A 17,834-nucleotide genomic window follows, 5' to 3' on the forward strand; every position below is an offset into this window, starting at 1 on the left:
AGTATAGCTTCCAAAGCTACAAAACAAACGTAAGAAATCGGTATAAAGGTTATTTTTTGTACTTCCGGAGTTCCTTAAAAAAGCTCCGGAACTTACTTTACAGGCGGCATTTGTAATACTTAAATGCGTGCGGAAGATTTAAAATAGCTTTACTTGAATTTAAGCCAATAAAGGCTTACTTTCGTGCGTCCAATAAAACTGAAAGCATGAACATACACGAATATCAGGCTAAAGACATTCTGAAAAGCTACGGCGTACGCATACAAGAAGGTATTGTGGCCGAAACGCCAGAGCAGGCTGTAGAGGCTGCCAAAAGACTTACTGAAGAAACAGGTACAGGCTGGCACGTGATTAAAGCGCAGATACATGCGGGTGGTCGCGGTAAAGGCGGTGGTGTTAAACTTGCCAAGAACCTGGAGCAGGTGAAAGAGATATCCTCTCAGATCATTGGCATGAACCTGGTTACACACCAAACCGGCCCTGAAGGTAAGGATGTACATAAAGTACTTGTTGCACAGGATGTATACTATCCTGGCGATTCTGAGCCAAAAGAATTTTACCTGAGTATCCTGCTGGACCGCGCTAAAGGCATGAACGTGATCATGGCTTCTACCGAAGGTGGTATGGACATTGAGGAAGTTGCTGAAAAATCTCCTGAGAAAATCATTAAGGAGTGGATCGATCCTGCAGTTGGTTTACAAGGCTTCCAGGCTCGTAAAATTGCTTTTGCATTCGGTTTAGAAGGTGAAGCTTTCAAAGAAATGGTGAAGTTTGTAACCAACCTTTACAAGGCTTATGTGGAAACAGACTCTTCTATGTTTGAAATCAACCCTGTGCTGAAAACTTCTGATAATAAAATATTAGCAGTAGACGCGAAGGTAGACTTAGATGATAACGCCCTGTATCGCCACAAAGACCTTGCTGCCCTGCGTGATCTTTCAGAAGAAGATCCGTTGGAAGTGGAGGCCAGTGAATCTCACCTGAACTATGTGAAGCTGGATGGTAATGTAGGTTGTATGGTAAACGGTGCTGGTCTGGCTATGGCTACCATGGATATCATTAAACTTTCTGGCGGTGAGCCTGCTAACTTCCTGGATGTAGGTGGTGGTGCTAACGCTCAGACGGTAGAAGCCGGTTTCCGCATTATCCTGAAAGACCCTAATGTTAAAGCTATCCTGATCAATATTTTTGGTGGTATTGTTCGTTGCGACCGTGTTGCCAATGGTGTAGTAGAAGCTTACAAAAACATTGGCGATATCCGTGTACCAATCATTGTGCGTCTGCAAGGAACAAACGCAGAAGAAGGTGCCCGTATTATTGATGAATCCGGCCTTAAAGTATATTCTGCCGTAGCCTTGAAAGAAGCTGCTGAAAAAGTTAAGCAAGTATTAGCGCAAGCTTAATATTCCTTTTTATAAAACAGAAAAGGCTGCCCGAAAGGCAGCCTTTTCTGTTTTATAAAAATTCGATCTGCAAAAGCCAGGTAACCCCAAAAAGCTCAGCCCCAAGGCCTTCTGGCTTTTTAAAAAGTTAACCGACTTAAACAACTTCCAGCTCTACATTAATGTTGCCTCTTGTGCCTACTGAGTAAGGACATATTTCATGTGCCTCATCTACATATTGTTTAGCCTTCTCTTTGTCAACACCTTTCAGGTCTACTGAAAGCTTTACGCTCAGCCCATAGCCTCCTTCATCTGTTTTGTTCAGATCAACATGCGCTGTAACAGTAGATTCAGGGTCGAGTTTTTCTTTGTGTTTACCGGCCACTACTAAAAGCGCGCTCTGAAAGCAGGCTGCATAACCGGCAGCAAACAGCTGCTCCGGGTTAGTGCTTCCACCTTTTCCGCCCAGCAGGCCTTCCGGTACAGCTAATTTCATGTCTATGATTCCATCTGAAGATTTTACCTGGCCCTGGCGGCCACCTGTAGCAGTTACTACTGCTGTATACAGTTTTTCCATAGCTTAAATTGTTTTTGCTTTACATTCCCCTTTTTAACTATGAAAGTACCTGTAATGTTTTAGGTATCAGGTTTAATGTAAACCAAAGAGCAAGCCATAGCACCTGAGCTGTAGAAATTCTTGATAATTTTTAAGCAGAAAGTTTCCATTTGTGCACATACTTGCTAATTTTGCACCACCACAAGCACCCGTAGTTCAACTGGATAGAATATCGGATTTCGGCTCCGAGGGTTAGGGGTTCGAATCCTCTCGGGTGCACATTTTATCATTCACTTACGCTGACTGTCATACTGATAGTCAGCGTTTTGTGTTTTTAGACAGGTGGCTTAATCCAACTTATCTCATAAATGTTAGATTAAAACATACTGATGTTAGATTAAGTTTTGATACAGGGCTTTAAGAAAATTTATATTTACACACGTCATTTGCCGGTTATAGTATAAGAGAAGCTTGTATTTACGACTTGAATAACCGTATCACGTATTATTCTAAGAGTAAGTTGTTAATTCTTTCCTTCCTAACATATTTACGCAATGCACCCATCTTATCTTGTGAAGTGAGTAGCCTCCTAATTGCATTAAAAGCGGCACCATCAATGTAAAAGCTAATCAAATAATAATTTGTGGCTTTGCTTGCATCATTATCCATCGTTAAAACCCATTTACCATTTAATGTTGTAAGTAATCCACATTCGTTTGCGCCTCTATTAAGGCCATCCTGGATATATTTCTTTAATGTCTTTTCTATTTTTATAGGTCTCACTTTTAGCTCTTGTAAATTAAACATACGACATAATTAATACTACAAATATATTACTATTCAATGTTTAATGCAACAAAACAGCCAAATTAATTGTACTTTACAAGTATATGCATTATATTTGTCTTTTGTCCTTCATTTACTTTATAATTATCGCTGGTGCTTTGGGCACCGGAATCACTATAGCAAAAATGCAAGTCTGTACTTTCTACTAACCTTGTTGTACCCAGTTGTATCAGGCAAATAGCCTAATTCAAGTAAATCGTTGTCTGTAGAGCTAACTCTTCTTACTCTCGAAGATTCAAATTCATCATAGATGTCATAACAACCTGCAACTTCAAACATTTCACCAGTCCTTATATGCTTATATACCCAGTATCGAATATTTTCATACCCACTACTGTCTTCACGGAAGGCATACATATACAGGTCTTCAAATGCTATCAAAGCCCCACCGCATTTCAGTTTAATTTCTGGTTGAAAGTGATATTCAAGAGGGTCGATTGGTAAATCTTCTAACCATGATGCATAACCTTCGATTTCATCAAAGCTATCGTATTTCCAAGGATTAGATTCAATGTCTTCATCTATCAAGATGCGAATCTCGTCTGTTACTACACCTCCACTTTGCCATAGCTGCTGCTTAATTATGCTCACTAATGGTTCACTATTTTCCTTCATGTGTAATGTATCTTGAATGATATTAAAAGATTTCGCTTGGACCTTTATCGGTTAGATATAATTTAATTTTGCGATTACGATTGACACCATTAAATACACTAATATGAGATTTATATCTTAGCTGCTCAAATAGAAACTTGTCCGAGAATGGAATTCTTCTCGCTATAATCTTAGTGTCTTTAATTTGCATGACAAGCTCATATAGTGAACCAGTAATTACATCTTTATATACCCACACATAAGAATTACTCACTTCTGTACGCTCGTCACTGGTAGCATAAAGGCATAAGTCGCCAATTCTTTGTGGCCAGTTTCCGATTATTGCCTGGATTAGTACTTCTGGTACAGCACCATCATTACCGCCTGGGTCTACTACCACTGCATTTATACCCGCTAAAAATTTGATTATTAAACTCTTTGTCATTTCAATTGCTATTTATTAAATGTTGTGATGGTTATTATAGATTTGACAAAGACTCTTGTTTTAAAAATTTTCATTTATTTTTTCCTGGGTAGCTTGAATGCCAAATTATAAAATGGAAGCTGCCTGATGCTCATATAAAGCATCGTAATGGTCAAACATCTCTATTGCATTTTTGAACTGCTGCACCGCACTGCCAGTCGCTGGTGGCAAATTGAAGTATTCAAGCTGTTTAACTTTCGGTTTAAGGCCAACAACCTTATTCATGTGGTATATCATCAACTCTTTGATTTCATCAACCAGCCCAGGATGGTATTCGAAAATAACAGAGTCATGCAGCGAGGTAAAGAAATACTTATCATTGTATTTGTTCATCAAGTCAACCATAACACCATCTATAATGGCCTCTGATTCTATTCGCTGCATTAGAACCGCAAGCTTCTTATAGTTACCCTGTTTTTCATTTTCGATAACCTGATAAACAGATGGAAACTCTTTCATGAATGCTTGCGCACTCTTACTATCAAAAGTCTTCTCATTCTCACCATAAAATACATTAGCAAAAAGGTCAACTTTAAATTTTGAGAAGTCACTCCCGGTCAAGCCAACAACATTAGCCATGTAGTGATAAAATGTACCTTGGCTCACCTCTTTTGTGTAGATTTGAACACTATCAGGCATAGCCTTATCTTTAAATATATTTAACAGTATTTTAGTCAGACAAAATGGCTGCGAGTTTGCTACATCGAGGTTACATAGCAAAGCATCGGGCTTGTTCTTTAAAAAAAGGAACTGCCTAAGCTCTCTCCAAAGCACAGTTATTGCATGATGTACACGTTCCCCTCTACCATCTCGCTTTGCCGGGAAGATGGAGCCATTATGGATTGCGTTTATAATGTACAGATAGCGTTCCCTTTTACCCTCTATGATTTTTTGATAATCATCATTTAGTTGCTTCTTTTTTACATTATCTGGGTTATAGAACAGTATGGCATTGATATACCATTCTTCCACATAGGCTATTGCATCATCTCTGCGAATACCAATGTTCTGCATATTAGTGCCAATCCATTGCGTAACCTGGTCTTGTCTTTTAAAATCTGCTTTTCTAAAACGGATGATGTTATTGTATAAAGTTGAATGTTTATCTACTGATATACGCCTATGTTGTACATCATACTTTGGTGTTAGCCTATATCCCAAGCACTCGCCATGAAAGCCATTTTCCTCCTGGGCGATTCTGAAATAATCATTGTCTTCGATTACTCCATACTTATACAGCAATGGCTTTAATTTAATAGTTGTATCAGCGTATAAATAGCGTTCAATGTGGTGCTTAGATGATAGCTTTATAAAATCATCACGCTCATACTTATCGTGTAAGATTCGATTGATGTATATCTGGTGGAGAATGAAGTCTAATTTCTGATGGTGTCTTTCGATAACATAATCTTTCCAACCTTCTTGTTTTAGTATTTCCTTGGAATCGAAATTGATAGGTGTGTATATCTCTTCGTAGTTGCTGTTGTTTATAGTATTCATTTGATTCTGATTTTTTCATTATATAATCAGAATCGTTTTTGTTTTTAAAATTTTATAAAGTACAATTTAATAATATATGATATTTAGCCTTGTTTATTAGTTAAAACACTTAGTTATTAACCATTTAATTGAATTAAATTATTTTATATTTTATTTAAATTTATTTATTAAATCATATTTACTATCTGGTTACAATCTAATTTAGTTATTAGCTTATTAATTGTTCTCTTACTTTTATTATATTTAACTGAAGTCTAAACCGGTGATACGTTATTAATTAAGCGCAAAGTACATTTACTTCTTCTATATTGAACCATGAATGAATTCAAAAGAGTATATCACAAGTCCAGAGATAGCAATGATATCATGCGGAATGATAAAGGCATATTTACTTTCACAAGGCCCTCTATCAATATTGTTGGCGGCTCCTATTATTTTATGTTAGAAATAGCACCTAAAAACACTTTCATTACTCTTGACCAGTTCAGTGCATTTGAGCAATTATTCCCTAATCATGACGTTACCCGTTACCTGGGTGGTGAAAACTATGAAGTATTAGATAAACTTATAGCAGACAAGTTAAGGGATACTTACGACAGCATACTGTACAAAACACCTACTGTGGGAAGCAGAATAGGAGAAGAATGGGTTATTCTTAATAATAGTATAATCAAAGCGACTAAATACTTAGGTGCTTATGATGATGCTATTGCTTACGCAACATCTATCTGATACTTGTACTTTAGCATATATTTCCTGCTGGCTTCAACTATATTGACTATTTTTGTATTACAAATCTTTACAAAGTAGATGTCAAATAATTTAATAAAAGAAACAGATATTAAACCATTCTTAAAATGGGCCGGTGGTAAAACTCAATTGTTACCGGCAATTGAAACTAAGCTTATTCAACGTCTACACAACAAAAAGAGCATAGATTTTATTGAGCCTTTTGCTGGAAGTGGCGCTGTCTTATTTTTTATGCTTAGGGTATATGGTAAGTACATTAAACATGCTGTTATTAATGATATTAACCCTGTACTAACAGATTGTTATAAAACAATAAGACAATCACCGGACTTGTTAATAAATCAATTAGCTGAGCTTGAGCAACAGTATTTTAGCTTTTCTGAAGAAGAAGACAGAAAACAGCTTTTCTTAGAAAAACGAGAAGAGTTTAATTGCATAAAAGATAATCCGATTCGCAAAAGCGCACTAATGATTTTCTTAAATAAAACTTGTTTCAATGGTTTGTACAGGGTGAACTCTAAAGGCAACTTTAATGTGCCATTTGGCAAGTTCGCAAAGCCAAACATATGTAACGCCTCAGTAATACGAGCAAATAGTGCGGCCTTACAGAGAGTTGAAATTTTAAATACTGATTTTACAGCAACAGAAGAATACATTCATGAGGATGCATTCTTTTACTTTGACCCTCCTTATAAGCCAATAAGTAATACCGCATCATTTAACTCATATGCGAAAGAAGGTTTCGTAGACGAAGACCAAGTAAGATTGAAGTCTTTCTGCGATTTAGTTAATGGCGGGAAAGCTTACTTTGTACAGAGCAATTCGGATACAACAAATAATGATGAAAGCAATAACTTCTTTCAACAGTTATACGCTGACTACACGATTGAAAGAGTAAAGGCTAAAAGAGCCATAAACTCCAAGGGTAGTGGGCGTGGCGAGATTTTTGAATTAATAATATCTAATGATAGTGTCTTAGGAGATATTTCATCCATACATAAAGCTGCATTACAAACTTCTTTATTTTAAATGGATAAAGTATATTATAACTCGCCTGATAGTAATTTTCAATTATATCTGGGGAACTGCGTTGACATATTACCTAAAATCAATGAGAAAGTTGATTTGGTTTTTGCTGACCCTCCATATTTCCTGTCCAACGATGGATTTACAATCAAGGCCGGTAAAGTAGCAAGTGTTAACAAAGGCGATTGGGATAAAAAAGAAAACCATCTTTCTACAATTCAATTTACTGAACAATGGCTTGAAGCGGTACGCCATGTTATGAAAGATAGTGCAACCATCTGGGTAAGCTGCACTATGCATAACTTATTTGATGTTGGCTCCGCTTTACAAAGATTGGGGTTCAAAACACTCAACATAGTTACTTGGCAAAAGACAAATCCACCACCTAACTTATCGTGCAGGTACTTCACTCATTCAACAGAGCATATTATCTGGGCAAGGAAGCACCAGAATAAGGCTCATTACTTCAACTACGAATTAATGAAGTCTATTAACCAGGGTAAGCAAATGAAGGATGTCTGGACTTTGCCTGCTGTCTCAAAAAAAGAAACTACTTGTGGCAAACATCCAACACAAAAGTCATTGTCACTATTGAATAGAATAATTTTAGCCTCGTCCCAGGAAGACGATTTGGTTCTTGACCCGTTTGCAGGGAGTAGTACTACTGGTATAGCTGCAAACACGCACAATAGGAGATACATCGGAACAGATATATCTCCAGAATTTCTAAACTTAAGTATATGCAGGAAAAAAGAACTTGATGCTACCAGGCAGCAACAATCAATATTAATAAGCAGTTAAATTTTTAGAATCTTTACACCCGGCACATTAGCTAAAACAATGTGCCGTGGTACTAACCTACCTACTGTAACGTAGTATTCCCCATTACCAACAGGAGTAGAAGTCTTTCGTTCCTTAAATTCTGGTAGATGCTTTATAAACCATTCCTTGGTAGCTGGCATGGGCAAAATGTGAAGTTCTCGTTCGTCAACAAAGTAGTAGTAAACATAGTTAGCTTCTGTATACATAAAGCAACCAGGAGTACCCTTTCCTTCGTTGCTAAGTGTTTCAAAAAAGTAGTTGCCCGTTTTGTGCCATCGGTCTCCTTTGACTTCTATACTTACAGTTTTAGAAGTACCATCACTTAGTTTTACTTTCCAAAGAAGGTCTATGTCTTTTTCTCTATAAACAGGGTCGCCTTCAACATTAATGACTTCGAGTGTTACTGCTTGCTTTTTTAACAAAGCTTCTATATCAGCAGCGGCTTTATCAGCTACCTGGGAAGCTCCACCCATGGAATACTTTCTCAAATTAGACATTGCTCCTACTCACCTAAGCCTAACACTTCCACCGGTATTTTACCGAAATAATAGCTACACCCTACATCAGTAATATATTGTAAAACATCACTATAACACTCTTGTAGATACCAATCATTTAGTACATAAATAAACTCCACCTCAATGTTTAGTGGAGCTAAAAGCTTTCTATATTGTTTTATTTTGAAATCAGCGGTTTGTAATTTTTCATCAACGGAACCTGCACCTTGCTGATACTTTTTCTCAATTATATAAAGAGTGTTACTTGTGTGATTTAAATACGCATCATCTGGAAGCAACTTTTTAGAAATAACTGTTTTGTAGTCAATTCCACGTGGCTTAAGTAACTTAGTATATAAGCTTCCTTTACTTAATAAAGTGCCAACTACTGTATTTTCCTTATACACAGTACTTCCAACAACTCGATAGCCATCAATTTTTGTAATAGCACTTTCTAAGCTTGTTTTCTGTTCAAAAACCAATCCCGTGGTAGTGTTTGCTCCACCTACTCCACCTTTAATCATAATCTATATTTCATTTAATGATGTATAAAACATGCTTCGTCCAGACCAATTCCAATAGGTGATGTCCTGTTCAATGAAAAGCCACTTAATAGCTTTAAGCATCATATCAATCGGATATCCTGTTTTAAAATTCAGGCTGTTATAGTCACTTGGTTGAAGTTCTTGGCAATCGTATAGGCTTGTGAGAAGTGGTCTGACTTTCTGATATTCGGCTGCTGATTCGAGCTTTTTATTCGATAAGTCGGTGTAGATATCAATATGGCGTGGCCTGGTTGATTTTCTCTTGTCACCAAAAAGAGTTGATTCAACATGTACCTCAAAATCAAAGCCTTTATTAAGACGTGCTGGCCGTTTTAGAAATATCCTTTTATTACTTATTGTATCTTCAACATAGTAGATGTATTTGGAGCATAAATCTCCATTACCTCTACCGGGTGCTTCGTTGAGAAATACATTTACGACTTGTTCACGAATTTGAAATCTATCTCCCAGGACAGAGAGAGTAGCTTCTGTTATCATAGCTCAAAGAGTTTGGAAAGAGGAATATTAAAGGCACGAGCGAACACTTCTGCACTTTTTATGGATATGTTCCTCTCTCCCCTTTCCACCATACCAATGTATGTGCGATGAAATTGGGTATGTTCAGCAAGGTCTTCTTGAGTCCAGCCTTCGGCTACTCTGAGTTGTCTAATCCGTTTGCCAAATCTTGATAGAAGTTCACTTTCCACTTTCCAAATAACCTGGTTTTGATACCGCTAATCCACATACAATAAGTATCATTCGAATATTTGTATGTCTTTAAGCTTTTGCCTTTCCAATAAACAAGGCGTGTATCGCTTAAATTCTTTTTCATTAAAAGATGTTAAGCTTGTCAACCCAGGTCAAAATTTTGTTGTGCAATTAGAAATGGAAGGAAATGATGAATACAATTAACTATAGCGTAGGATTAAAAATACATCATAGATTAAACTACAACAGAACAAAAATTCTATCTTAGTAGTCAAATCATATATAAAGCCAATGTTTGACCTAATTAATACTCCTTACAAAGAAGATTTACCGTTGCTATTAGGGCTTGGATTAAGGGAATTTGTTTGTGAAACTGGTGTAGAAACTGACTTAGGCTCTGTCGAGACAAAAGATTACCTAATCAAAGTTTATGTTACCTGTATGCCAGCACAGTTCTGGAAATTTGATATTATATGCAAAGAAGGTTCTCGTAGAACTATATTAGAAACTGGCTCCGGTACTTTCACACAATATTGGGATATGGCAAAAATGGTGGGCCTAAATTTAGTGACTATCAAAAGTTGTAGCAAGGAATAGATTGTGTGGTAACGATTAAGGCGTTAAACATTTTACATTATCTAACGCCTTAATCGTTGTCATAAAGCCCCTATGATTGATTTGATTCTTTTTTTTCTGTTTACCATGTTGAATTTTTTAAACCTCTCCCTGTATACTTGGTAGCTATCATTGCCGCCTCCCTCAATTGTATCCATAACTTCCGGTGCTGAAAAGTCAATAGGCACAGCGATTACATGCAACTGATAATCGAAATTTGGGAGCATAAAGACTTTGTTGCTTTTCTTGTGAATATAAAATATAGCGGAGGCAGGAATATCTTCACCTCTATTTTCGTAATGGTCATACCAAGCAATCATTACAAATTCTCTTATTGGAAATTGTACCAGGTGCGAGTCTACGATGCAGTATAATTTATCATTTCTTTTCCTTTGATAATCACCAAACTCCCAAAAATAAGGTATGTTACTGTTAGTTGCCTCTCGTAGATGTTTATCATTAATCTGGGAAACAGGTATCCTGTACTCAATCTCAGTATCTATGTTAGCATTATTTATTTTCATTTTTCTTATTCTACTTTTAATTATATATCAAAAGTAGAATGGTAGGTCGCCTGTAAGAATGGGTATAATAGTAGAAAAGTATATTTTATTTATGATATATATCATAAATAAAATTACATAAGTATGCCAAATATAAAACGCAGCGTTAAGTTGAACAATGACGTTGATTTACAAATCGAAAAGGCTAAACTATTCTTCCTGCAAAGGAACATAAAGCTTACAAAAGGAGATGTTATAAGGCTCGCTATGACAGTATTTACTACACGTCTAAAAAATGAAAGTATTGAACATGAAAAGAACTAAGAATGATGTAGATGTCATAGAATATAAGGAATTATCCGGTAGTTGGCCTGAGCCATTTAAGGTGAATAATCAAGAGGGAAGTTACCAAACCCACGTTGTAGATGAAATCCCAGGAGCCACAACCTTTGATTTGGTGATGCCAGAGGAAGATTATTTTGGTGCGGTTACAGACTATATCAAATCGAATAGCAAGGCACAGGATATTAATTTAGATATATTGAGAATATATTTTGACCCAATATTGAAGTTACATACAGTTCAGCCTCTAAAAATAGCTGTGACATTTACACCTGCAAGTAACAGATTCGACTCTTCTTCCCAGGCTGATAAATTGATAATGCATTTTTCTGAATTCGTAAATAATATATCGAAAGCTAATAGTGATTTAGATTAATACAGCTTACATTCTAAACAACGTACTATAAGGAGTAAAATAAACGGTGGTATAATTTACTATTAAGCTACATGTTATCAAGCCAACTATACTAAGCGTATAGGGCACACAAAAAGTAAATAAACTCAGTAAATATATCAAAGTAAATATTTATATTTGCTAAACAAGTTTATTTACTATGATTATAGGCTACGCCAGAGTTTCTACTCTTTTGCAAAACACGGACTTGCAAATTGACGCCCTCACACAGGCTGGTTGTCAAAAAATATTTACGGATAAGATATCTGGTGCAGTTGCGGCTCGACCTGAGTTAAGTAAACTAAAAGATATGCTTCGCCCAGGGGATACGCTCACTGTCTGGCGCCTCGACAGATTGGGTCGCTCACTGAAAGACCTAATAGAATGGATGATTTTTTTGGAAGAGCATAATATAGCACTTAAAAGCTTGCAAGAAGCCATTGATACCAGCACCGCTACTGGCAGACTTGTCTTTCATATCTTCGCCAGCATGGCAGAATTTGAGAAAAACCTAATAAAGGAACGAACGATGGCCGGCTTATCTGCCGCTCGTGCACGGGGAAGGAAAGGTGGCCGACCTCCAAAGGTAAGCCCCGAGAAAAAAGAGCTTGCTATTAGACTTTACAACGAAAAGCAACACACAGTCGATAAAATTTGCACCATGATTGGCATTACTAAGCCCACTCTATATAGCTATATAAAGCAAAAAGAGCGGGCTTAGGATGTTTTCAATCTTTCCTACGCTACTTCTGACTCCACCCTTGCTAAGGCAGCCTGCACGGCTGCTTTCTTTTCAGCGACTTTCTCCGTTACCTTCCTTACAAGGTTTTCAGTGTCGTTATGAATATATTTCCGCAGCACTTGATTAGACTTACTTCCCAACATCAAGAGTATATCACGCTCAGTGTGGCCTTCTTGCCACAGCCTGGTGCAGAAGCCCCTACGATTGCTATGACTACTCATTAGCTCATACTTATAATGGTGGAAAACAAACTCTTCTTTAAGTTTATAGCGCATTACAGCAATAGGCTGTTGGTTAATCTCATGCTTCATAAATAAAGCTTTCAATATGACCTTGATATATTCGTTGTATTTCACACTGCTAACTAACTTTAAGTTATAATTATAGCGTTTTAGTATCTCTTCAATTCTGGGGTCCAGAATAAGGGGTACTTGATAGTGACCCTTGGTTTTTTTCGTTTTACCCATCAACACTCCATTTTCAACTTTCCAGTAAGAGCGTAGAATATCGCTTATGCGTAGCCCGGTCAGATTTCCAAATACGCACAGGTCGATGTACTTTTTATATTCCTCCTTCACCTCACTTCTGTAATCCCACAAAAGCTCTAACTCTTCAGCAGTAAGGTAAATAACCTCAATATCATCTTTCGTACGTTCATACTTTTTATATCCCCTATTCACCGAAACACCCTTTTCATCTTCTACCCAGGTCAGAAACGCACGAAGGTCTTTGATATGGTTGCCAAACGTGTTATTGTAAAAATCACGCTCTCCATGCATAAGGTATTTAGCATACGCAAGGTAAAAATTGCGGTCAAACACGCTAAAAACCAGACATGTATTTGTGTCTTTGGAAAACTCTAATAATGTACTGGCCCAAACTTTTATGTGAGCCTGGGCACTTTTACTCTTGACTTTGAACGTTTCTTGGTATTCATCTAAGAGTAGCTTAAACTCCGCTTCCTCATACGTCTCATTTCTGTACCCTAATTGCTTTAGTTCCTGTTGCCTTTCGGTGAGTTCAGCGATTTTCTTTTGCAGTGCCTTAATCTGCTCAGGTATCTCTTCTGAATCTATGTGATTAATGAGGTGGTCTATCTTCAGAACCTTACGCTCTTTGCGTATTTTGTCCTCGGCAATACGCTCTTGTTCTTTAATCTCCACCAGCCTCTGCACATAAAGTTTTTTAACCTGCTTGAAATCTGGGTCCGGAAGTTTGGAGGCAATATCTTCAACCAACTGCTGCGCTTGTCTAATAGCTGCGTTTATTTCCGATGCTTCTGGATGGCTGGTTTTAACGAATCCCTTCGCTGAATCAAACTTACTTTTGTGAACTTTTAGGCTTAGATTAAGTCCATCAGGTCTACGTTTGTAAGTGTAACGAAGATAAACTCTGCCTATGCCTTGTTTGTCTGCCTTTTGAAGATATGCTTTTGTTGTGAAGCTCATGCCAGGAATTTAATATCAGGTATCTCTTTATGGCAAAGATAGTTGTATTAATATAAATTAATACAACAGTTGATACAACATTTTCAGCAAAACCTCATTTTTAGCCATGTAAAGCACATTTTTACATACGTTCGAATCCTCTCGGGTGCACAAGGGAAGTAAACTGAAACGCTGACTACACCACCTGTAGCCAGCGTTTTTTGTTAACTTCAAAACTTTTCAATGAAACAATTCCTGAAATGCTTGATTGCTGTTAATCTGAATTGTTTATCTTATAACTCTATTACAACCACCTTTAAAATAATGAAAGGCAGCATTTAATGGACAGCTTCTTTCTCGGGCTAATCATTCAATAATCTTGAAAGCTATATTATTGAATGATAATTAAGGTTGTCTAACTACATTGTAGATGTAATTAGCCAACTACTAGCTTAACAAATGTCTATTTAACTTATATGAACGCCGCAGCACCACCTCAACTACATCAGCCAAAACGTTTAGTCAGTATATGCAGTCTTTTTACTATCTTTGCGATTAATTATTCCACCATATATCCCTGATGGCTTTCAAAACAATGTATGAATCTGCTTTTTACAGAATTGAGGCAGACGTAGAAAATAATATAATCAGGTCGAAATGGTTAAAGAGCGTTAATGCGGAAGAAGTGGAAGCTGGTGGCACAATGCTTTATGAAGTACTACGCGACACCAGGATTACGAGAGTAATAGCCAATGCACAGGCTTTCGAAACACTGAGTGCGGAAGCAAAAGAATGGATGTCTACCACTTTCTATGAATTGCTCTCCAAAACAAAGCTTCAAAAAATTGCCCGGGTGTTACCTCTAAATGTCTTTTACCGCATTGCTCTGGAATCGGTGGCTACCAGAGCAGACGCTTTGGGTATTACAAAGTTTGAGGTAAAAAACTTCACCAATGACGAAGATGCCTTAATGTGGGTAGAAATATAATCTGGCACGCCCAATGCCAGCAGCCTCTCAGCGTTTTAACGCCCCTCCGGCTTCTTTTCTTTGAATAAAGTACTGCAACACCCAACCGAAAGCGAGGCTTGCCAATATAACAATGGCTGACAGCACACCAGAATTAAGCGAAGAGGAAAAACTGCCTACGTAGGCATAAGCTAACGAAACGAAAAAGTGCCCGATCAGCGAATAAACCAGAAACACCTTAAGCGACATGGAGGTTGTGCCAGCTACCACCGAAATGGCTTCTGAAAGTATAGGCAAAGCTTTGGATATAGCAATGGCCACATTCCCAAATTTTTGAAAAAGCCAGTTGCTGGCATGCTGCTCCTTTTCACCGAAATACCTGTTCAGATATTGGTTTGCTCTTCTGCCTACATAAAACCCGATAGCCGACGATAATACACCCGAAACAGTTGAAAGCAAAGTACCTGAAACAACACCTAATATTTTCCCATTCAGGATTAGTATAAAACTGGAAGGTACGGGCAGAAAAATATCCGAGGTTAGAAAAGCAAAGCTAACCAGGGCATAGGCAGCCAGCGACTCCTTTGTACTTAGTATTTGCTCAATTTGCTGCTCTACCTGTCCGAAAAGGGCAAAAGAAATTAGAATAACAAAACAGCAGAAAACGAATATAGACAGCAGCTTTTTCATGAAATGTACTTTCGGCAAAAGTAAGCTGATTTCATAAGCACAACAATAAATCTGCTATATATGTACGTTAAGCGAAGGCTTACTGTGCACACTGCGCAAACCAAACTTTACTAAAGAAAAGGGTAAATCAACTTTTTTAAACAAACACTTAACTAAATAATACTAAAAATTAAAAAAATACGTATATAAAGTCGTAAATTTGAAATTATGACAGAGGCCTAAGCTATATTTCATATAAATTTGTCTCTATCTGACTATAATTAAAAACAAGAACCTCTGGACTATTAATAGCGCCCATACGTTTACAATTCCATGGCTTACAGAAAATACCCTTTTTTAACTGTTGAAGTTGATGAGCTTAATTCCACCATTATTATGGACTGGAACGGCACTTTTAATTCTGCTCAATTCCGGGAAGCCGTTAAGGATTGTATGGATATAGTGGCTACCTATAAGCTCAGGTACTGGCTGGCAAACTCGAGCAAAATAGATCTGATTCAACCGGAAGACCAGACCTGGACCAGCAAAGTGTTATTGCCTGGCCTTTCGGAAATGGGCGTAAAAAAGGTAGCGATTATTATTCCGGAAAACCTGTATAACCACATGGCCATTGCTGCTATTATGGTACATGGGAAAGAAGATACTACGTTCGATTTTCAGTACTTTGTTAAAAAAGAGGAAGCTATTAACTGGTTCAGTCAATCAGCTTCTTCAGATGTGGCGCAGCAGGAAGAGAAAATGCATTAACCCTATGTGAGGTTAAGCATCTTTCGGTAGCTCAATATAAAAAGTAGTGCCTGCTTTTTCTTCGCTTTCAAACCATATGCTGCCATCGTGCCATTCTACTATGGTTTTGATAATAGACATCCCCAAACCTGTAGAAGGCTCTCCCTTTAAGCCTTCGCGCCTTGCCCTGGTAAATTTCTCAAAAAGTTCATCATGATATTTTCTGGGTATTCCGATACCATTATCCTGCACCTTTATAAGTACGGTTGATTCCTTTTCGCTCAGGTCAACAGCAATAATACCGTTGTCTTCTGTAAACTTGATAGCATTTGACATTAGGTTATTAATCACCTGCATAAACTTTGTCTGATCAATATTTACGTATATTTTATCAGATGACGAGCTAAACCGTATCTCTTTGTGGATAAGGTTCTGGCCATCCTTGTATTGCTCCATCACCTCCTGAACTTTGGCTACCAAGTCTATCCTCTTCTTCACAAGGCCTGCATCTACTGATTCTAAAAACTCCTGCTGTACAAAGTTGCGGATCAGGTGAATGTTACGGTCACTGCTTTCCCTGATAATGCTGATAATTTCGTTTACTTCAGGATTGTTGTATTCCCTTGTACTTTCAGAAAGTACCTCCGACAAAACTTTAATGTTGGCTAAAGGTCCGGCCAGGTCATGAGAAAGAATTTCCAGAATAGAGTTTTTCTTAGCCCCAAACTTCTGCATCGTACTGATGTTTTCCCTCATAATAGTTACATCATCAATTAAACCCACTACATATTCCCTGCCATGCTTATCGGTTACCCGTTGTGGCGTAAGCTGCAGCCATCTTAGTGCATTATCAGGATGCACTATCCTGAACTCCAGATTCTCTCTGCTTTTCCCTTTTAATACTTCTCGGTACTTCTTTACCAGGTAATCCCTGTCATCCGGATGAACTGTTTCTAGAATATTGGCCGGGTTGGAAACAAAACGTTCTCTGCTCTGCTTCCAGATCAGCTCGAAGGCGTGGTTCAGGTATGAAACACTGTTTGCGGCTGTATCGAAAGAAAACAGCACCTTTTCGGCCTGATTGATCAGCTTTTCGAATATTTCGAAGTTATTGTTTATGTCCATTGCCAATTGTATAAAGCCATAACTATTAACCTACTATGATTGCCATCTTACGTTTAGTAAATTAATTTGTCAGCGAGATGAGTAGCGTTTTCTGAGGCACCTTTGTTAATGCCTACATCATTTAACCTACTGCAGGAACAAAATGTTAACAAAATTTATTTGTAAGGCTACACCCTCTTTTGCAATGCAAAGGCTTACTTAAAAAAGCATGACCCGGGAAGCCTCGGCTACGCATCTTTCTAAAATAAGGTTACACATTTGAACTTTTTATTTCGTTTTATTCTTTGCTTAATAAGTGTGTTACCAAATAAGCTACTATGATGCTACAAACTATGAAAACAATGGGGAACGGGTTAGACAACAGGTTTACAACTTCTGTAGAAATAACATCAAGTGAATTACAAACACTCCGAAATTTAGTAACCGCTGCTAAACTGAAGAGCCGTCATAGTGCCCTCGACCTGGAACTGATAAGCGAACTGGAGTCTCTGACCAATAAGCTTTACAAGATCGGCCTGAACAGAATCGATATCAAATGGGTGTAACAGCTACACTACCTGCCCTCTCCTATGAGGGCTTTTTTTATGTGTTTA

The 17,834-nt window shown here is 37.6% G+C and carries 23 protein-coding genes and 1 tRNA gene; 11 read left to right on the forward strand and 13 right to left on the reverse strand.

What is annotated here, in order from left to right:
- The first annotated feature begins 206 nt into the window (after nucleotides 1-206).
- On the forward strand, nucleotides 207-1,403 hold the full coding sequence (sucC, locus tag C1N53_RS10990; RefSeq protein WP_137759356.1) for an ADP-forming succinate--CoA ligase subunit beta: 1,197 nt from the start codon (nucleotides 207-209) through the stop codon (nucleotides 1,401-1,403).
- A 136-nt stretch (nucleotides 1,404-1,539) separates the two neighbouring features.
- Here the strand turns inward: sucC and C1N53_RS10995 are convergent, their stop codons facing one another.
- The gene (locus C1N53_RS10995) at nucleotides 1,540-1,959 is read right to left on the reverse strand and encodes an organic hydroperoxide resistance protein (RefSeq protein WP_137759357.1); all 420 of its coding nucleotides are present in this window, start codon (nucleotides 1,957-1,959) and stop codon (nucleotides 1,540-1,542) included.
- 184 nt (nucleotides 1,960-2,143) lie between these two features.
- Between C1N53_RS10995 and C1N53_RS11000 the strand changes: the two genes are divergently transcribed.
- Nucleotides 2,144-2,217 (forward strand) — tRNA-Arg (locus C1N53_RS11000).
- Nucleotides 2,218-2,442: 225 nt separating this feature from the next.
- On the opposite strand, the gene C1N53_RS11005 is transcribed toward C1N53_RS11000, so the two are convergent.
- The 4 genes from C1N53_RS11005 to C1N53_RS11020 form a co-directional block, all read right to left on the reverse strand.
- Complete coding sequence (locus tag C1N53_RS11005) at nucleotides 2,443-2,745, reverse strand: hypothetical protein (RefSeq protein WP_137759358.1); 303 nt, start codon at nucleotides 2,743-2,745, stop codon at nucleotides 2,443-2,445.
- Between the two features lie 153 nt (nucleotides 2,746-2,898).
- The gene (locus C1N53_RS11010; RefSeq protein ID WP_137759359.1) at nucleotides 2,899-3,399 is read right to left on the reverse strand and encodes a hypothetical protein; all 501 of its coding nucleotides are present in this window, start codon (nucleotides 3,397-3,399) and stop codon (nucleotides 2,899-2,901) included.
- Between the two features lie 22 nt (nucleotides 3,400-3,421).
- Nucleotides 3,422-3,823: a hypothetical protein gene (locus C1N53_RS11015; protein WP_137759360.1), complete on the reverse strand. Its 402-nt coding sequence runs from the start codon at nucleotides 3,821-3,823 to the stop codon at nucleotides 3,422-3,424.
- A 105-nt stretch (nucleotides 3,824-3,928) separates the two neighbouring features.
- On the reverse strand, nucleotides 3,929-5,362 hold the full coding sequence (locus tag C1N53_RS11020) for a hypothetical protein (RefSeq protein WP_137759361.1): 1,434 nt from the start codon (nucleotides 5,360-5,362) through the stop codon (nucleotides 3,929-3,931).
- 315 nt (nucleotides 5,363-5,677) lie between these two features.
- Here C1N53_RS11020 and C1N53_RS11025 point away from each other — a divergent pair, with 315 nt between their 5' ends.
- From C1N53_RS11025 to C1N53_RS11035, 3 genes are all read left to right on the forward strand, one after another.
- Nucleotides 5,678-6,094, forward strand: a complete 417-nt coding sequence (locus C1N53_RS11025) for a hypothetical protein (RefSeq protein WP_137759362.1) — start codon at nucleotides 5,678-5,680, stop codon at nucleotides 6,092-6,094.
- Between the two features lie 78 nt (nucleotides 6,095-6,172).
- Nucleotides 6,173-7,141 carry a Dam family site-specific DNA-(adenine-N6)-methyltransferase gene (locus tag C1N53_RS11030; protein WP_137759363.1) on the forward strand — a complete coding sequence of 323 codons (969 nt, stop codon included), beginning with the start codon at nucleotides 6,173-6,175 and terminating at the stop codon, nucleotides 7,139-7,141.
- Complete coding sequence (locus tag C1N53_RS11035) at nucleotides 7,142-7,939, forward strand: site-specific DNA-methyltransferase (RefSeq protein ID WP_137759364.1); 798 nt, start codon at nucleotides 7,142-7,144, stop codon at nucleotides 7,937-7,939.
- On the opposite strand, the gene C1N53_RS11040 is transcribed toward C1N53_RS11035, so the two are convergent.
- The 4 genes from C1N53_RS11040 to C1N53_RS11055 are packed head-to-tail and all read right to left on the reverse strand — an operon-like array spanning nucleotide 7,936 to nucleotide 9,709.
- On the reverse strand, nucleotides 7,936-8,457 hold the full coding sequence (locus C1N53_RS11040) for a hypothetical protein (RefSeq protein ID WP_137759365.1): 522 nt from the start codon (nucleotides 8,455-8,457) through the stop codon (nucleotides 7,936-7,938). The two genes, C1N53_RS11035 and C1N53_RS11040, sit on opposite strands and share 4 nt — an antisense overlap.
- A gap of 5 nt (nucleotides 8,458-8,462) precedes the next feature.
- Nucleotides 8,463-8,981, reverse strand: a complete 519-nt coding sequence (locus C1N53_RS11045; RefSeq protein WP_137759366.1) for a PD-(D/E)XK nuclease superfamily protein — start codon at nucleotides 8,979-8,981, stop codon at nucleotides 8,463-8,465.
- Nucleotides 8,982-8,984: 3 nt separating this feature from the next.
- The gene (locus tag C1N53_RS11050) at nucleotides 8,985-9,500 is read right to left on the reverse strand and encodes a hypothetical protein (protein WP_137759367.1); all 516 of its coding nucleotides are present in this window, start codon (nucleotides 9,498-9,500) and stop codon (nucleotides 8,985-8,987) included.
- A complete protein-coding gene (locus tag C1N53_RS11055) occupies nucleotides 9,497-9,709 on the reverse strand; it encodes a helix-turn-helix domain-containing protein (RefSeq protein WP_137759368.1) in 213 nt (70 codons plus the stop codon). The genes C1N53_RS11050 and C1N53_RS11055 overlap by 4 nt, the downstream gene beginning before the upstream one ends.
- Nucleotides 9,710-10,001: 292 nt before the next feature.
- Between C1N53_RS11055 and C1N53_RS11060 the strand changes: the two genes are divergently transcribed.
- Complete coding sequence (locus C1N53_RS11060; RefSeq protein WP_137759369.1) at nucleotides 10,002-10,307, forward strand: hypothetical protein; 306 nt, start codon at nucleotides 10,002-10,004, stop codon at nucleotides 10,305-10,307.
- A 59-nt stretch (nucleotides 10,308-10,366) separates the two neighbouring features.
- Here C1N53_RS11060 and C1N53_RS11065 read toward each other — a convergent pair whose 3' ends face one another.
- Nucleotides 10,367-10,849, reverse strand: coding sequence for a hypothetical protein (locus C1N53_RS11065; protein ID WP_137759370.1), 483 nt, complete (start codon nucleotides 10,847-10,849; stop codon nucleotides 10,367-10,369).
- Nucleotides 10,850-11,138: 289 nt separating this feature from the next.
- On the opposite strand from C1N53_RS11065, the gene C1N53_RS11070 reads away from it, so the two are divergent.
- On the forward strand, nucleotides 11,139-11,546 hold the full coding sequence (locus tag C1N53_RS11070) for a hypothetical protein (protein ID WP_137759371.1): 408 nt from the start codon (nucleotides 11,139-11,141) through the stop codon (nucleotides 11,544-11,546).
- Between the two features lie 178 nt (nucleotides 11,547-11,724).
- Nucleotides 11,725-12,285, forward strand: coding sequence for a recombinase family protein (locus C1N53_RS11075; protein ID WP_137759372.1), 561 nt, complete (start codon nucleotides 11,725-11,727; stop codon nucleotides 12,283-12,285).
- 17 nt (nucleotides 12,286-12,302) lie between these two features.
- On the opposite strand, the gene C1N53_RS11080 is transcribed toward C1N53_RS11075, so the two are convergent.
- Nucleotides 12,303-13,754, reverse strand: coding sequence for a tyrosine-type recombinase/integrase (locus C1N53_RS11080; RefSeq protein WP_137759373.1), 1,452 nt, complete (start codon nucleotides 13,752-13,754; stop codon nucleotides 12,303-12,305).
- 559 nt (nucleotides 13,755-14,313) lie between these two features.
- Here C1N53_RS11080 and C1N53_RS11085 point away from each other — a divergent pair.
- A complete protein-coding gene (locus C1N53_RS11085) occupies nucleotides 14,314-14,721 on the forward strand; it encodes a hypothetical protein (RefSeq protein ID WP_137759374.1) in 408 nt (135 codons plus the stop codon).
- A 27-nt stretch (nucleotides 14,722-14,748) separates the two neighbouring features.
- Here C1N53_RS11085 and C1N53_RS11090 read toward each other — a convergent pair whose 3' ends face one another.
- Nucleotides 14,749-15,390 carry a TVP38/TMEM64 family protein gene (locus tag C1N53_RS11090; RefSeq protein ID WP_137759375.1) on the reverse strand — a complete coding sequence of 214 codons (642 nt, stop codon included), beginning with the start codon at nucleotides 15,388-15,390 and terminating at the stop codon, nucleotides 14,749-14,751.
- Nucleotides 15,391-15,702: 312 nt separating this feature from the next.
- Here C1N53_RS11090 and C1N53_RS11095 point away from each other — a divergent pair, with 312 nt between their 5' ends.
- A complete protein-coding gene (locus C1N53_RS11095; RefSeq protein WP_137759376.1) occupies nucleotides 15,703-16,137 on the forward strand; it encodes a hypothetical protein in 435 nt (144 codons plus the stop codon).
- A gap of 12 nt (nucleotides 16,138-16,149) precedes the next feature.
- On the opposite strand, the gene C1N53_RS11100 is transcribed toward C1N53_RS11095, so the two are convergent.
- Complete coding sequence (locus tag C1N53_RS11100; RefSeq protein WP_137759377.1) at nucleotides 16,150-17,241, reverse strand: PAS domain-containing sensor histidine kinase; 1,092 nt, start codon at nucleotides 17,239-17,241, stop codon at nucleotides 16,150-16,152.
- A gap of 317 nt (nucleotides 17,242-17,558) precedes the next feature.
- On the opposite strand from C1N53_RS11100, the gene C1N53_RS11105 reads away from it, so the two are divergent.
- A complete protein-coding gene (locus C1N53_RS11105; protein ID WP_137759378.1) occupies nucleotides 17,559-17,786 on the forward strand; it encodes a hypothetical protein in 228 nt (75 codons plus the stop codon).
- Nucleotides 17,787-17,834: the final 48 nt, after the last annotated feature.

Origin of the sequence: Pontibacter sp. SGAir0037 (genome assembly GCF_005491705.1) — a bacterium.
In the GTDB taxonomy this organism is placed as follows: Bacteria; Bacteroidota; Bacteroidia; order Cytophagales; family Hymenobacteraceae; genus Pontibacter.

Bases quoted from the DNA above. Each gene is read 5' to 3' on its own strand.
- sucC (WP_137759356.1), top strand. From the start codon at position 207: ATGAACATACACGAATATCAGGCTAAAGACATTCTGAAAAGCTACGGC.
- C1N53_RS10995 (WP_137759357.1), bottom strand. From the start codon at position 1,959: ATGGAAAAACTGTATACAGCAGTAGTAACTGCTACAGGTGGCCGCCAG.
- C1N53_RS11005 (WP_137759358.1), bottom strand. From the start codon at position 2,745: ATGTTTAATTTACAAGAGCTAAAAGTGAGACCTATAAAAATAGAAAAG.
- C1N53_RS11010 (WP_137759359.1), bottom strand. From the start codon at position 3,399: ATGAAGGAAAATAGTGAACCATTAGTGAGCATAATTAAGCAGCAGCTA.
- C1N53_RS11015 (WP_137759360.1), bottom strand. From the start codon at position 3,823: ATGACAAAGAGTTTAATAATCAAATTTTTAGCGGGTATAAATGCAGTG.
- C1N53_RS11020 (WP_137759361.1), bottom strand. From the start codon at position 5,362: ATGAATACTATAAACAACAGCAACTACGAAGAGATATACACACCTATC.
- C1N53_RS11025 (WP_137759362.1), top strand. From the start codon at position 5,678: ATGAATGAATTCAAAAGAGTATATCACAAGTCCAGAGATAGCAATGAT.
- C1N53_RS11030 (WP_137759363.1), top strand. From the start codon at position 6,173: ATGTCAAATAATTTAATAAAAGAAACAGATATTAAACCATTCTTAAAA.
- C1N53_RS11035 (WP_137759364.1), top strand. From the start codon at position 7,142: ATGGATAAAGTATATTATAACTCGCCTGATAGTAATTTTCAATTATAT.
- C1N53_RS11040 (WP_137759365.1), bottom strand. From the start codon at position 8,457: ATGTCTAATTTGAGAAAGTATTCCATGGGTGGAGCTTCCCAGGTAGCT.
- C1N53_RS11045 (WP_137759366.1), bottom strand. From the start codon at position 8,981: ATGATTAAAGGTGGAGTAGGTGGAGCAAACACTACCACGGGATTGGTT.
- C1N53_RS11050 (WP_137759367.1), bottom strand. From the start codon at position 9,500: ATGATAACAGAAGCTACTCTCTCTGTCCTGGGAGATAGATTTCAAATT.
- C1N53_RS11060 (WP_137759369.1), top strand. From the start codon at position 10,002: ATGTTTGACCTAATTAATACTCCTTACAAAGAAGATTTACCGTTGCTA.
- C1N53_RS11065 (WP_137759370.1), bottom strand. From the start codon at position 10,849: ATGAAAATAAATAATGCTAACATAGATACTGAGATTGAGTACAGGATA.
- C1N53_RS11070 (WP_137759371.1), top strand. From the start codon at position 11,139: ATGAAAAGAACTAAGAATGATGTAGATGTCATAGAATATAAGGAATTA.
- C1N53_RS11075 (WP_137759372.1), top strand. From the start codon at position 11,725: ATGATTATAGGCTACGCCAGAGTTTCTACTCTTTTGCAAAACACGGAC.
- C1N53_RS11080 (WP_137759373.1), bottom strand. From the start codon at position 13,754: ATGAGCTTCACAACAAAAGCATATCTTCAAAAGGCAGACAAACAAGGC.
- C1N53_RS11085 (WP_137759374.1), top strand. From the start codon at position 14,314: ATGGCTTTCAAAACAATGTATGAATCTGCTTTTTACAGAATTGAGGCA.
- C1N53_RS11090 (WP_137759375.1), bottom strand. From the start codon at position 15,390: ATGAAAAAGCTGCTGTCTATATTCGTTTTCTGCTGTTTTGTTATTCTA.
- C1N53_RS11095 (WP_137759376.1), top strand. From the start codon at position 15,703: ATGGCTTACAGAAAATACCCTTTTTTAACTGTTGAAGTTGATGAGCTT.
- C1N53_RS11100 (WP_137759377.1), bottom strand. From the start codon at position 17,241: ATGGACATAAACAATAACTTCGAAATATTCGAAAAGCTGATCAATCAG.
- C1N53_RS11105 (WP_137759378.1), top strand. From the start codon at position 17,559: ATGATGCTACAAACTATGAAAACAATGGGGAACGGGTTAGACAACAGG.